Genomic DNA, 14,102 nt, shown 5'->3' with positions numbered 1-14,102 from the left:
CCAAACTGAAAAATAACGATAGATATCAATGTTATGAAAACTGCCTGATAAATATCACCTGTAAAGCCTTAAGCCAGACTTCAGCATCAACATCTGGAAAATAAAGAAATTAAAGTTAGCCCGGAATCAGCCGATACTAGCTGCCGTCTTTTTTCAGGAATAATTATCATTACGGATAAGAGATTAATTCATCCTTCCCGGGCAATTAATATTCAAACCGTTATTGCCGGGCAGGCCCTGAAAATATAATAAATGAAATCGTTTTCATTTAATTTAAAGAAGCGTGATGCATTGAAATAAAAATGAAATAAAGGCAAAAAAAAGCCCCCACAATGTGGAGGCTTTTCGGGAACGGCTTAAAGCTTAAAAGCTTTCCCAGTTTGCTTTGCTCAGGTCAACACTCTGCGGTTCAGGCTGACGGCTCTTTTTAGCCGGACGGAAGGCAGAAGCGGTCTGTGGCTGCAGCTGCGGTGCAACACGGCCTGAGCTTTCAACGGTAAAGGTCGAGACCAGCGCCGACAGCGTTTCGGCCTGTTCCTGAAGTGATTTCGAGGCAGATGAGGCTTCTTCCACCAGCGCGGCGTTCTGCTGCGTCACTTCGTCCATCTGGCCAATCGCCTGATGAACCTGCTCAATGCCTTTGCTCTGCTCAGAGGTAGCCGCGGCAATCTCATTGACCAGATCGGCGACCTGCTGGATCGCGTGACGAACGTTTTCGCTGTTTGAACCGACGCTGTTGGCCTGCTCTAACCCGTGCTCAACCTGCGAAACGGACGTGGAAATAAGGTCTTTGATTTCGCGGGCAGCCGACGAGGAGCGTTGTGCCAGGTTACGCACTTCCGACGCAACCACGGCAAAACCGCGACCATGTTCGCCGGCACGTGCTGCTTCCACCGCCGCATTCAGCGCCAGGATATTCGTCTGGAAGGCGATGCCTTCAATAAGCCCGGTAATTTCCGAGATTTTGGCCGAGCTGGCGCGAATATCATCCATCGTGGTGAGCATCTGCTTCACAGCCGTTCCGTTCTGGATCGACATATGGTTGGCGTTATTCGCCAGACTGCTGGCCTGATGCGCGCCTTCGGAGTTCTGCCGCACCGTTTCACTCAGCGTCGCCATGCTCGCTGAGGTCTGCTCCAGTGAAGCAGCCTGCTCCTCGGTGCGGGCAGAGAGATCTTCGTTACCTGCCGCAATCTGCGTTGAACCCGTACTGACCGATTGCGCAGCATGATTCACCGAGAGCAGCGTGCCAGAGACGCGCGCCAGCAGCTGATTAAACGCTATGGCCGTCTGGCCGATCTCATCCTTGCGGCTGACATCCGCAGTATGCGTCAGATCAAGCGTGTGGCTGACCTGGGTCATGGTATTGACGATGCCAGAGAGGCTTCTTTTGATGCCCATGATCACCTTAACGGAGAAGGCAGCCAGAATCAGGATCACCAGTAATGATCCCCCCGACATCGCCCACAGGGTCTGGGTGTAGACGCGTTTGTTTTCAGCACGCAGCTGTTCGCCGATGTCGATGTTCAGCTGAATCTGACGGGTGAAGTCCGCTTCCATTTTACGGGTTGCAGCGCCCACACCATTTTCACTCTGCAACAGTGGCAGGGTGACCGCGTCATCATGAGCGCGAGCCGCAGCAAGAAAAGCGGGCAGTGCGCTGCGCACCGCATCCAGATTCCTGTTGGCCTGTTCTGTCATCGCCTTGTCTTCATCGCTGGAGATGTCATTGGCCATGTAATAATCGTTCAGCGATTTAATCTGCTGCAGCAGATTATTAATGCGCTCTTCTGCAGCGGGGAACTTTGTCTCATCGCTGGTGCTGTGATAGCGGTAAAGAGCAATGCCTAACTGATTGGTTACGCTGATCGATTTATTCAGATCGCGAATACTGGGTATCGCGTTCACCTGCACATATTCAAAACGGGACTGAAAACCCGAAATCACAGATAACGAGATAATCACCAGTGCAATCAGTGACATTGCAAGCAGTGAGAAAATCATTACCAGACGCTGTGTAATAGTCATAAAGAACCCCTGGGGAGAAAGAATAATTTGAACAAATGTTAATGCTGGATCGTTCTTATCGGCTTTTTTCAGCGGCGCTTTAATTGATCGCAGGAGATATATTTTTTTATTTTTTCTTGCGCCTGACGCAGAGTGAACTAACAACGCAAAGAGGCTGATTCTTATTCTCTTTTAGCGTTAACATATTATTTACATCCCGCCATCCATGCTCACTTTCCTCCCTTAACTCTTTATCGTTATATGCAGCAACAATGCCGGATATAAGCACTGAATGTCATTTGCGGTGATCTGATAATAACGTGGCTGATTTAACAGCAGTGCTCAGGTAATCGGCAACGCTAAGCCTGCTCTTCTGCCGGAGAGGGTACGCGGCGGCTGTCAGCGGCAGAACGCGACAGCGAAATCCTGCCCTATCAGCGCGCTCAGCAGCCTCAGAGCAGGGCAAATCGCGTTATGGCGGGAGCACCTGCAACTCGGATTTTAGCCATTTGTGGCAGGGCCAGATTAAATTAGTGAATTGACTGGCGGAATGCTGATTCTGGTCTATGCTCACTGGCCCGACCAGGTTTTAACCTGCCGGACAGCACTAACGCTTACAATAAAAAAAGGTAGTCATCATGGATTTAGCCACATTTGAAACCAGAACCGGTCTTTGGCCACACATGCAGTTTACGGATGTTGAATATGAAGCATGCAGCAGTGGCGTTGAGATCTACGCCATTGATGTCACCCGTCAGACCAAGAGCAAGCTGTTCATCTGTCGCGTTGCAAACGAACAGCAGGCGGCCTCGCTGACGGCACAGTTTAAAGAGTGGTTACCGAAAATTAAGCTGAAAAAACGCAAAGTGGCTCTGAATATGGCACGCACGGGCTGCGAGAAGAGCTATTCTGCCAGGCCGAACTACCAGGACCGCGCCGGGTTGCGTCAAAGCAGCGTCAGGGCCTGATTGCGGCCTCAGCCTGTCTCTGCAGGCAGGCTGAATGCCTGATGGTTCTGCGGTGCGCGCTAATTGCGCGCCGCAGGAACCTGAAACAGCCGGCACTCACCCGGTTCGGTGGAGATATCACGGAATGTCGTGATATGGATCTCTATCCAGACATTCGCCGCTCGCATGGTGTGAGGTGTGTTGTGCAGGTCCAGCTGCGTGACAAAGTCCCGGGTGCTGATCGTACACAGCCCCTCGCTATCCCGCCTCATCGCCTCTCTGAATGCGATCCAGACAACATCATCCTGTTGCATTGCATTGCCCCCGCAACGTCTCACCACCATTAACTGTATATATAAACAGTATAATTATTCCCGGAGTCGGTCAAGCCTGTCTGGTTTTCGGCTGCGGAGGACGCCCTGCCCTGCCATTTTTATCCGTATCCGCCAGCGAAACGGGACTTTAATCCAAATCTTAGAAAACGTTTTCATTGACGTTTAACACATTGATTAAACTGAAAATGCAGTAAAGTGATCATTCTAATCATCTGATATCAAACTAAAAAAACGGTTAACCGCAGCGGCATTCAGGCCACTTTTGCCCTATCTTTAAATGGCTCTGTAACGAAATCCACTTCCTTTACAGAGTGATCTGACTCCTACCCTTGCCCCCTTAAACAGGGGGCACTTTTTCAGAGAGTGCAGCAGCAGAGATCACGTTTCACCGGCCAGCGTAAAAGGGCTGATGAAAGCAACCTGTAAACATCCGATTAACCAGCGCCTCACCAGGGATGCTGTGTCATTATAATAATGCGCTATATCTTCTGTTCGCCCCCGCTTTAACGGGGGGGCTTTTCTGCTTTATTACAATTGCCTGATCGCTGTCCCGGGAAAATGGCGATTAATGCCTCTTAACCCGGGCGGGATTCACAGCGATATTAATACCGAAAGCAGAACAGCATAATCATTTCAGTTGTGCCCTTAACCCCCGAAATATCTGTGATATGGTTAATAAGTCTCAACTGCCATGCGAGTCCGCTTATGCTCTCCACCCTTATCTACCGCAGCCAGCTTGCGGGTTCTGTCTCGCCGGAGAAACTGCAGGCGCTGGTGGAGCGTGCCAGTGTTAAAAACGCCGAGGCCGAGGTCACCGGGATCCTGCTTTATGACGGGCATCACTTTTTTCAGGTGCTGGAGGGGAGCGTTGAGAATGTCCACACGGTTTTTCAGCGAATCAGTCAGGACGATCGGCATTTTAATCTGATCGAGCTGATGCGTGACTACGCCCCGGCACGGCGATTTGGTCACGCCGGCATGGCCCTGTTCGATTTGCGTGACTATCAGGAGCATACCGTGGTGGAGGCTCTGCTTGGCCGGGTCACGCTTAATGAGGAGCGTATCCGGCATGATCGGGTCGTCAAATTCCTGCGTTCGTTTGTTGAAGGACGGGATAAAGAGACCTTTATTGAGATTGAACCAGCCAGTCAGTGGACACTGACCACTCCCTCCTCCTCCGCTGTACCGCTTTCCTGCCCGCCGGCCGCCGATCAGCGCTGTGCGTTTGCGCTGCAGCCGATTGTGGATGCCACAAATCGCCAGATTGTTTCCTGTGAAGCCCTGATCCGCGGTCAGCATGGCGCTTCACCCGCCGACTATTTTTCTCAGCTACCGGAAAGCCAGCGTTATCAGGCCGATCTTCACTCCAAGACGTATGCTTTCCGGCTGGCCGGACAGCTTGGCCTGGGCGATCAGACCCTCTCCGTTAACCTGTTGCCGATGTCACTGGTGATGATCGAGGGGGCGGTCGATCATCTTCTTCAGCAAATCCGGCTGCAGGGATTGCGACCGGAGCAGGTCGTGGTAGAAGTCACTGAAGATGAGGTCATCTCACGCTTTGACGCCTTTCAGTCCGCAGTGCGCCAGCTGAAAGCGGCCGGCATCAGCCTGGCGCTCGACGATTTTGGCGCCGGTTTTGCTGGCCTGTCTCTGTTAGCCGATTTTCAGCCCGACAAAGTTAAAATCGATCGCAAGCTGATCACTGATATTCACCGCAGCGGCCCGCGTCAGGCGATTGTGCTGGCCATCCTGAAATGCTGTCAGGCGCTGGAAATCACGGTCATCGCAGAAGGCGTTGAAAAAATTGAAGAGTGGCTCTGGCTTGAAGGTGCCGGGGTTCGCTATTACCAGGGTTTTCTGTTTGCGCGCCCTGCTCTCAACGCCCTGCCTGCCGTCAGCTGGCCCTCACGACGCCCGGCGTAATCCCGCCTGACTTCCGCTTGCACGCTGCCGTTTTGCTCATAATTTGATGCGGCTCACACCGCTTCGCTGCAAAGAGCAAAAGCTGTGCCATGCTTGATCCATCTGACAGCCATCTGGCCAACAGATATTCATCAGATCCCTGGATAATCACCGAGTTGGGAGAATCACCATGAACGAAGATCGCATTGGCGGTAACTGGAAGCAGTTCAAAGGTAAGGTTAAGGAAAAATGGGGCGATCTCACGGATGACGATATGACCGTTGTGGAAGGGAAGCGCGATCAGCTGGTCGGTAAAATTCAGGAACGTTACGGCTACGAGAAAGATCGTGCCGAGCAGGAAGTGAAAGAGTGGGAAGATTCCAACAAGTATCACTGGTAATCCCCTTTTCCCGCCGGGCGTTTACGCGCCCGGTGCCTGCCCTTTTCTCTCATGGATGTTAACGACCCCGCCCCGCTGTGCAACACCCGATACATTATGGAAATGATTGTTTCTTTATTCATCGCTGGCGCGCATACTACGCTGACTTCCCTGGTGACGGGAGCCCAAAACCTTACGGATACCAATCATGCCTCAACACTCTACCGACACGATATGTGCGCTTGTCGGTGTTCTTCCTGAAACGCTGAGACGCTGGCGCCGCGCCGGGTTGATTACGCCACCGGATGCTGGCGGTTATTCAGATAATCAGCTTACGCGTGCCCTCTATGTGCGGGATATGACGTCAGGCGGCCATACGCTTTTCGATATCCATGCAGCGCTTAACTGGCCCAGTGTTACGCTGCCCGGCGGCTGGGCCTGCCGGGAAGAGGATATGCTGCAGCTGCTCTCTCAGAGCTCAGACGAGGATATTCATCGCGAGTTGCGGATGATGAACATTGACTACTGTGGCGATGATTATGTGAACTGCTACCTGCGCCCGCTTAATCTCTGGCTGCGTACTGACGTCAGCGAAGGGGCAGCGCAGCGTCTTGAGCGTTTTCACACCGCCGTGGTGGGTCAGTGGGAACGCCTGGCGCAGGCCGCCAGACGACGCAGCACCATCCCGCTGTTCCTTGAAGCGGTCAGCGTGACGGATGAGACAGAGATCTGGATGGAAGCGATACGGCTCAACGGACAGGGATTCCGGGTTGAAGTGGCCGCCGAGGCGTCAGGCGTGCCTGCCGTGGCGAATCACCGCTTTGAGCACCATCTGATGTGGTGTGGCGACGGAATTACGCCATCCATGAAGGCAATTTTTCAGTCCAGTCTTGAGGCAGGCGATCCCGTCATGCTGACCGGAACAGACACCCGCGTGAAACTGCCTGAAAACACCCTCTCCGCCAGCGCCTGATTCCATGACTTCTTTTGCCTGCCCGCCATCAAAAAGGCGGAAACAGCCTTTGCCATTTCCGCCCTGCAGCTATCAGTGATGCTCAAGCGTACGCGGGCCGCCGATGGCAATCGGAATGCGACGCGGTTTCTCGCTCTCCGGTATCTCCTGAATCAGATCGATACGGAGTAATCCCTCAGCCAGACTGGCTCCGGTGACCTTCATATGCTCCGGAATGGAAAAGTTCAGCTGGAAGTCGTGGCGCGCTATCCCGCGATGGATCCAGCCGCCGCTCTCCTCCCGGGCCTCGCCTGTCGATTCCTGCGACGCTTTTTCCCTGTGACCGGCGATGGAAAGACGCCCGCCACGTAACTCGATCTCCAGCTCATGCTCTTTCCAGCCAGGCGTGCTGACGGTCAGCGCATAGTGGTTATCCTCCACGCGCTGCAGATCATAAGCGGGAACGGAGGTGACCGGGCTGTCACCCGTCAGCTGACTGAACAATTTATCGATGCGGCTGAAGCGGTCTGAAAAAACGGAATCAGCCAGCGAAGGCAAAACTGAAAAGGGTTGTAGTGACATCGTGATAATCTCCTGAACAGGTTCATCCAAAAGTTCATCTGACCGGTTTCAGATTCCCGATCACCTTCAAAATAGGGATTAGCGCTACATTTTCAAGCCGGGAAATAGATTTTTTTCCGCTTCTCCGGATCCTGTTATCACCGGGAGTCAAATCAGGATAGCGGGCTGCCGCTATTTTTTATTCTGCGGTGCAAGAACGAAATGGGGATGACGGCCGGCCAGCAGCAGCAGCAACTCATATTCACCCTGACTCAGTAACGCAGGATTGGCTGCAGCTTCTTTCGTCTGCCAGACGCGCAGACTGAGGTCGAAACGCTCTGCGGCGCTCTGCTGTGACAGCCCGGCGGCCAGACGAAGTTCACGCACATTACTCTGAACAGCCACAGGCGGCTGAGGGGGACGATTAACCAAAAAGGACTCCTTCAACATGATGAAACCGCAAAGGCGCAGCGCTTCGCCTGTATAAAGCGAAGCGACCCGGAAGTGGCCCTGCGAATTGACCTGAGAATAATTGACCATTTTAAATAAATGTCAAATTCCGGATTCTGCATTCCGGCAGGATTTCTTTGTAAACGAAACGCGTAATTCTGCCCCGCCGGCGACTTTTCTATTTTTTTAGAGTGCCTTATTGCGCCAGCCAGGAATAGTCCTGATATTTGACTTAAGCGCGATTCAGGGATTAATCCGCTACCTCAATGCCTCACTCTTCATCACGATAGCTGTTTAGCCTGAGGGTGCTGCTCAGCGGGCACCATCAAAAATACGAGGAGGATAATAAATGAAAAATCCTATCCAGCGTCGCTCACCCGACGATCTGTCACGGGTAGAGATCCGTGAACAGTGGCAAATCACCTACTGGACCCAGGAGCTGAAGACGACTCAGGAGAGGCTGACGCGTGCGATTCGCGAAAAGGGATCGCTGACCGAACAGGTGCGTGCGTGGCTGGAGCAAAACCCGCCACCCCGGCGTCCGTTACAGTCCCGGAACGGCATCAAACGTTAACCTGATTACTGCCTGACGTGCTGCGTCAGTGGCAGCCCGGCGGCGGATTGGCCTGTCTCAGCCATCACAATGGCGACAGGTTATCTCTGCCGGAGTGACCCGGTTTTCTGCTTTTACCAGTCATATTAACAGGTTATCTTTCTCACCCGTCTCTGCTCAGCGACGCGGTTCCGCAGCCTGTCGCGGCTGCAGGGTTCAGACTGACTTAGCAAAACCATTCACGCTCCTGAATGCATATTGTTCTGCTGCCCTGAAATAAATATTAAAAAGTCTGAAATCACGCGTTTTCTGAAAATGACAACAATATGTAAATATTAACGCCTCTCTTCGATTAAATTTTCGAATCGTAAACATGCTTTTAATGCGTTAAAGAAAATATTCAGAGACAGCTGCCGCAGAGTCACCTATCATTCAGCGGAAAATAAAAAATACGCTATATTTACTGCCGCCTGATCGACATTTCAAACCGGACAGTTTTCTTTTTCGCTCCGTAATCAACCGGTGCGGGGTATACACACATGCTTAAGAATTTAAACGGCGATGATGAACGCAGAAGCCGTGCTATACAGGCGTTGCGCAGTCCTGATGAAAGTCGCGATGACGTCCTGCGGAAATTTGTCCGTCTGGCGAGTCAGGCACTGGGCATTCCGGGCAGCTTTATCTCTGTTCTGGATGATGAGTTTCAGACCGTACAGGCCTCGCACACATTCAATCTTCAGCGCTCCACGCGTGAGGATTCTCTCTGTCGCCACGTGGTCGACAGTAACACGCCTATGGTCGTGCCCGACACCTGGCACGACCCGCGTTTTGTCAGGCATCCCCTGATCACCGGTGCACCCTTTATTCGCTTCTATGCTGGCGTGCCGCTGAAAACGCGCGATAACATTATTCTGGGTACGCTGTGTGTGACCGATACCGAGCCGCATGTGTTCACCTCTGACCAGGTCATCACGCTGACCCTGCTCTCCACGCTGGTCATGTCTTTTCTGGAAGCCTGGCATGCGGCCGGGTTTGTCGATCCGGTAACCGGACTGCCTAACCGCCAGCGTCTGATCCGGGATTTGCAGTATCTGGCCGTGGCGGGCGACATCACACCCCGCCGCCTGGTCCTGATTGATTGCATTGACATGTCACGAGCCTATGAACTGGCCCGCACGATGGGAATGGGGCCGGTTGAAAGCCTGCTGAAAGATATGGCCACCCTGCTGCCACTGCGGCTGCGTCCGGCGGTGGGCGAAATGCTCTATACCGTGGCCACCGGGCGGTTTGCTATCCTGACCCGGGCAGACAGCCGCCTGAGTGCCGCCTGGGTGGCCGGTCGTCTGGAGGGGATCAGTGCAGATGTGGATGATGGACTGTCGGTCGCGCTGACACCGCACACCGGCGAAGCGGGCTTTGTGGCCAGTCAACTGTCTGCACCTGAGGTATTACGTCGCGCCGTCAGTGCCCTGAACGATGCGGTCGGACTGGGGCTGCCCTCGCAGCGCTATGACGCCGAGGCGCAGACGCAGCATGCTGACGATTTACTGCTGATGAACGATCTTAAAGCTGCGCTGCGCGACAACGTCGGGCTCTATATGGTTTACCAGCCGAAAATCTGCCTGCAGAGTGGCAGACCGGTGGGGCTGGAAGCGCTGATCCGCTGGCAGCATCCTACCCGGGGTGAACTCTCGCCAGGTGCCTTTATCCCGCAGGCTGAACAGACCGAACTGCTCTCTGTGCTGACGGCCTGGATTATCGATCAGGCGGTAGCCCGCCTGAGGCGGCTCAGGAATAGCTGCATCCAGCTGCCGTTAACGATTAACGTCAGCGTGAACGACTTCTCGCAGGAAGGCTTTGCTTCAGCACTGGAAAGCAAGCTGGTCAGGGCTAAGCTCCCCACCTCACTGCTGGGCATTGAGTGTCTGGAAACTGAACGTATCCTTGAAAGCCCTGATGCCCTGCGCGGGCTGGAGAGACTCAGAGAGTGTGGATTTACGATTTCGCTGGATGATTTTGGCTCCGGCTACAGCAATATCAGTTATCTGCGCCGGATGCCGCTGGATGTTATCAAGCTGGATCGCTCCCTGATCAGCGAGCTCTCTTCCGATACTGCCTCACGCATCATTGCCCGCAGCATCATCGCCATGCTAAAAGAGCTGGACTACACCGTGCTGGCTGAGGGGGTCGAGTGTCCCGATGCGGTAACCTCGCTGACAGAGTATGGTTGTGACCAGGCACAGGGCTACTTCTATTCCAGACCGCTGAACGAAGAAGCGCTGGATCACTGGCTCAACTGGAAGCTGCGCGGAGAGCCCTGCTGAGCGCCCGTCTGCACGTACCGGAGCTGTGATCCGGAACGTCACCCGACAGCCGCTGCGCTTAGTGCTGCCTGCCCGTGTGCACGCCGTGCTACAGTCAGTAAGGAAAGATGAAACATTTTTTAAACAGTGTTAGCGTGTGCGCTATATTCACCTAAAGCGGAGCTGCACATGCTGACTACCATTATATACCGCAGCCATATTTCCGATGATTTTCCGGTCAGAACCCTGCCTGAGATGGTCGATCACGCCAGCGAAATCAACACTGCGCACGACGTAACAGGCATCCTGTTATTCAACGGCACACACTTTTTTCAGTTGCTTGAGGGGCCGGAAGCAGGCGTTCAGGCAGTCTATCAGCGCATCTGTGCCGATCGCCGGCATCATAATGTCGTGGAGCTGATGCGCGACTACGCACCTTCCCGCCGGTTTGGTAATGCGGGTATGTCGCTGTTTGACCTGCGTGAACATGACCGCTCGTCGCTGCTCCAGGCGGTGCTGGACAAAGGGACCTCGAAATATCAACTGACCTATGATGATCGGGCACTGCAATTCCTGCGGACCTTTGTTGAGTCACGCGAGAAGGAGAACTATTACGAGGTTCTTCCGCCCGGTTACTGGGAATTCATTTCAGAGCATAACGAGGTGCCGGATTCCCGCCCTGAAACAGAAGGCGTCAGTTTCCGCCCGGTCGTCGATCCGCTGGCTCGCAAGGTTACCGCGATTGAAGCCACTATTGTCAGAGCGGCGCCCTCCGATGCAGCCTCAGACGCCCAGCTTCACGCTGACGATCTGGAGACCCTGAAAAAGACATTCGCCCATGCAGGTCAGGTCTGCCCTGATGGCATGACGCTCTACGTCAGCCTGCTGCCGATGACGCTGGTGGTGATACCCGATGCCGTCACGCAGATTGTGGCCGCCATTCAGCAGGCGGGACTGGTGCCGGAGCAGGTGGTCATCGGCGTGAGCGAAACGGCGGTTATCTCGCAGCTGGCCGCCTTCTCTGAAGCGGTTCGTGCGTTAAAAGCCGCCGGGATCAGCCTCTCTATCGACAATTTTGGAGACGGCTCCGCCGGGCTTTCGCTGCTGACCCACATTCAGCCGGACCGTATTCGTATCGACGCCGGGATCACCCGCGACGTTCACCGCAGCGGCCCCAAACAGGCGGTGGTTCAGGCAATTATCAAATGCTGTTCTGCGCTGGAAATCACCGTGATCGCAGCCGGTATCGTCCAGGCCGAGGAGTGGATGTGGCTGGAGGCGGCTGGTGTGATCAACTTCCAGGGCACCCTGTTTGCTGCCGCTGGTCGCTACCAGGCTGAATCGGTCGCCTGGCCGGAATACCGGGAGGCGATGTAACGCAACCTGCCTGAACACAAACAGAGCGGCTGGCGCGCCGGCCGTTTTGTTGCCTCACTCCTGACAATCCTCACGCAGTTCACTGATTCACTTCCCTGCCCCGTCTCTTTCCCCTGACCTGCTGTATGAGCTTTTTACAGCTTCCCGTTTTGACAGCGTATTTCTGACCAGTCAGGCACAGGAATGAGGGATAACCACTATAGCGAGTAATGTTACTTCCCTGCTGCCTGCGGAAAGGCAATTTGTTGCATATTTACACACCGGCAAAGACGTAATGTGACACATATCCACTATAGCGAGTGAATCGCTGCTCAGCTCAGCGTCAGTAACCACTGTAGCGAGTATCGGTGCCAGTGAGAGTTCCTGCTCAGGCGGTTCAGCGACGGGAAACAGGCGAGCAACCACTATAGCGAGAAGACTCCTCAGGCAGGATGCGTGTTTACTGTTGCAGGGACTCTCTGAGGCCAACTTGGGTGCATCGGGCCTGTCATGCAGGTCAGTTCTGTGGCGGTCAGTCTTTAGGGAACCACTATAGCGAGTGATGACTGAGGCAGAGCATCGTCTTGGTATTTTTCTTGAGGTCTTATCTGACAGGGAACATGACACTAGTGAGCACTCACACACTAGGTAAGCCCACCAAAGGCGTGGCCGGACAGAAACAGTAACAACCACTATAGCGAGTAAACCTCCCCTGCCTGTTCCCGTTTGGCAACCACTGTAGCGAGTGTGTTTACCCCTTAAAACGCTATTATCTGATCATTAACTCACCGCTTTAGCGATAAAACAACCTGATAACCACTGTAACGAGTAGCTCACAGGAGAGGAAGAGCATGGGAATGGCACGATTAGCTTCGAAAACAGAAAGGGTAACCACTATAGCGAGTAAGTGAAGCGCGCGCTGCGCGATAAATACCTGCCCTGCCCCACTTCTTCTGAGGCATGAAGACGTTCAGCCGGATAACCACTGTAGCGAGTAAAGCAGAGAAATCTCTGTGTCAGCCGTACTCATCATCACCTTTAACAGAAGAGCAACCACTGTAGCGAGTTAACACTGGCTGCGTCGGTTAAAAACGACACAAGGCAGATTAGGTGGAGGCCACAGCGATTGAGCGGGATCTTTGAGCGGGCAGCGGGTGGATAACCACTGTAGAGAGTAACGTAACTCGCTACAGTGGTTGGGTCAGGCCTTCCTGACATCCCTACTCTCAGGCCGCGAGCGGAAAGGGCTATCACAGGGAACGAGGCGTGCTAACGTCTGAAAATTATTGCTTTTTTTGCTTCCTGATTTTGTTCAGCAGCTCTTTCTCCTCACGTGACACCATCACCAGCTCGCTGCTCTCCTCTTCCATCACGGCTTCAGGCTGGCCGACATCAATAACAGTCGGATCGTTGTAGAGATCGTCGAACTCATCCATTTCGTCATCGATCAGACCAGACTTGCTGAGCGGCAGCTCGGCCGGGCGCAGCTTGGGGTGACGGTAATGGACCCAGAAGTAAACCGATGAGCCGCGCCGGGTTTCTGTGTAGTCAAGGTATCCAATCTCTTTCAGCTGCTCCATGGCCTTTCTGACGGTGGCGTTCTGGGTGATCACACGCGAAGTGAGGTTAAGTCTGGCACGCAGCCGGGCCATGGATATCGGCGCCGGTTTAGGCGGAAGACTCTCAATGAAGGTGTAGAGCGCCTGGGCCGACTCTTTACGTGCCAGCTCATTGATGGCTTTCAGCTGCAGCAGGACTTTCCTGTCGAACTGGTAGAGCTCAAAGATTTTGGGATCGGCCTGTAAGGTGACCGTGTCCTTTTTGATGCTGTATTTGGCAGACTGCACCAGATGTGTGGTGTAGTTCTCGCCACCCTTGCTGGTAAATGTCAGCGTATTGGAGGCAATACGGGTCAGGGAAGCATCCAGACGGCTTCTGAGCTTCGAGGAGAGACGCACAGAGGGTATGCCACACAGTTTGGCGAATTCAACGAAAGAGAGCGTTACCGTGTCTCCCAGACACTCATGCGTGGCGAAGGCACGGATGATCCCCACCCAGGTTTTGAAATCGTTATCCATATCCAGGCGGGCACCCAGAATCTTGATGTTGTCATACCCTTCCGAGCGGACCAGGGATAACTGTTTAAGATCCTGTGTCACATCCATGGCATTCATCTGGTTTTTCTGACTGCGCGCCGTGGATTTCAGCGTCGGAACAAACAAGCCAAGTCGCATCAGCGCGACCGGCTGAACGGTGTTATTGCTGTTAGGCGTGAGAGTAACAACCTCGCCAGTGCGTTTGTCTGTTTCGCTAAATGCATCCGCTATGTTCAGGATATCGGGTTCTTTTCTTGGCAT

The 14,102-nt window shown here is 53.7% G+C and carries 12 protein-coding genes; 7 read left to right on the top strand and 5 right to left on the bottom strand.

The features are described from left to right. Positions 1-363: 363 nt before the first annotated feature. Positions 364-2,028: a methyl-accepting chemotaxis protein gene (locus OXR04_RS20135; protein WP_140029914.1), complete on the bottom strand. Its 1,665-nt coding sequence runs from the start codon at positions 2,026-2,028 to the stop codon at positions 364-366. A gap of 617 nt (positions 2,029-2,645) precedes the next feature. On the opposite strand from OXR04_RS20135, the gene OXR04_RS20130 reads away from it, so the two are divergent. Beyond that, positions 2,646-2,975 (top strand): hypothetical protein, encoded by a 330-nt coding sequence (locus tag OXR04_RS20130; RefSeq protein WP_046103071.1) that lies wholly within the window; start codon positions 2,646-2,648, stop codon positions 2,973-2,975. 59 nt (positions 2,976-3,034) lie between these two features. Here OXR04_RS20130 and OXR04_RS20125 read toward each other — a convergent pair whose 3' ends face one another. Continuing rightward, on the bottom strand, positions 3,035-3,268 hold the full coding sequence (locus OXR04_RS20125) for a DNA polymerase V subunit (RefSeq protein WP_267372815.1): 234 nt from the start codon (positions 3,266-3,268) through the stop codon (positions 3,035-3,037). Positions 3,269-3,994: 726 nt separating this feature from the next. On the opposite strand from OXR04_RS20125, the gene OXR04_RS20120 reads away from it, so the two are divergent. The 3 genes from OXR04_RS20120 (at position 3,995) to OXR04_RS20110 (ending at position 6,543) form a co-directional block, all read left to right on the top strand. Beyond that, on the top strand, positions 3,995-5,212 hold the full coding sequence (locus OXR04_RS20120) for a diguanylate phosphodiesterase (protein WP_267372814.1): 1,218 nt from the start codon (positions 3,995-3,997) through the stop codon (positions 5,210-5,212). 169 nt (positions 5,213-5,381) lie between these two features. Beyond that, positions 5,382-5,591 (top strand): CsbD family protein, encoded by a 210-nt coding sequence (locus OXR04_RS20115; RefSeq protein ID WP_009093260.1) that lies wholly within the window; start codon positions 5,382-5,384, stop codon positions 5,589-5,591. A gap of 187 nt (positions 5,592-5,778) precedes the next feature. Beyond that, positions 5,779-6,543: a MerR family transcriptional regulator gene (locus OXR04_RS20110; RefSeq protein ID WP_033736893.1), complete on the top strand. Its 765-nt coding sequence runs from the start codon at positions 5,779-5,781 to the stop codon at positions 6,541-6,543. Between the two features lie 72 nt (positions 6,544-6,615). Here the strand turns inward: OXR04_RS20110 and OXR04_RS20105 are convergent, their stop codons facing one another. Next, the gene (locus tag OXR04_RS20105; protein ID WP_009093258.1) at positions 6,616-7,104 is read right to left on the bottom strand and encodes an Hsp20 family protein; all 489 of its coding nucleotides are present in this window, start codon (positions 7,102-7,104) and stop codon (positions 6,616-6,618) included. A gap of 171 nt (positions 7,105-7,275) precedes the next feature. Further along, complete coding sequence (locus OXR04_RS20100; RefSeq protein ID WP_009093257.1) at positions 7,276-7,515, bottom strand: hypothetical protein; 240 nt, start codon at positions 7,513-7,515, stop codon at positions 7,276-7,278. 367 nt (positions 7,516-7,882) lie between these two features. On the opposite strand from OXR04_RS20100, the gene OXR04_RS20095 reads away from it, so the two are divergent. The 3 genes from OXR04_RS20095 (at position 7,883) to OXR04_RS20085 (ending at position 11,766) form a co-directional block, all read left to right on the top strand. Continuing rightward, positions 7,883-8,107 (top strand): DUF3606 domain-containing protein, encoded by a 225-nt coding sequence (locus tag OXR04_RS20095; RefSeq protein ID WP_267372813.1) that lies wholly within the window; start codon positions 7,883-7,885, stop codon positions 8,105-8,107. Positions 8,108-8,625: 518 nt separating this feature from the next. After that, a complete protein-coding gene (locus OXR04_RS20090) occupies positions 8,626-10,410 on the top strand; it encodes an EAL domain-containing protein (protein WP_046103066.1) in 1,785 nt (594 codons plus the stop codon). A gap of 168 nt (positions 10,411-10,578) precedes the next feature. Next, on the top strand, positions 10,579-11,766 hold the full coding sequence (locus tag OXR04_RS20085) for a diguanylate phosphodiesterase (RefSeq protein WP_009093254.1): 1,188 nt from the start codon (positions 10,579-10,581) through the stop codon (positions 11,764-11,766). 1,262 nt (positions 11,767-13,028) lie between these two features. Here the strand turns inward: OXR04_RS20085 and OXR04_RS20080 are convergent. Further along, entirely contained in the window at positions 13,029-14,102 is a 1,074-nt protein-coding gene (locus OXR04_RS20080) for a RepB family plasmid replication initiator protein (protein WP_009093253.1), read from the bottom strand.

This window comes from Pantoea sp. GM_Pan_3 (assembly GCF_026541045.1).
Lineage (GTDB): Bacteria > Pseudomonadota > Gammaproteobacteria > Enterobacterales > Enterobacteriaceae > Pantoea > Pantoea anthophila.
Note: the sequence above shows the minus strand (reverse complement) of the source record. Positions and strands in the feature narration are given on the sequence as shown.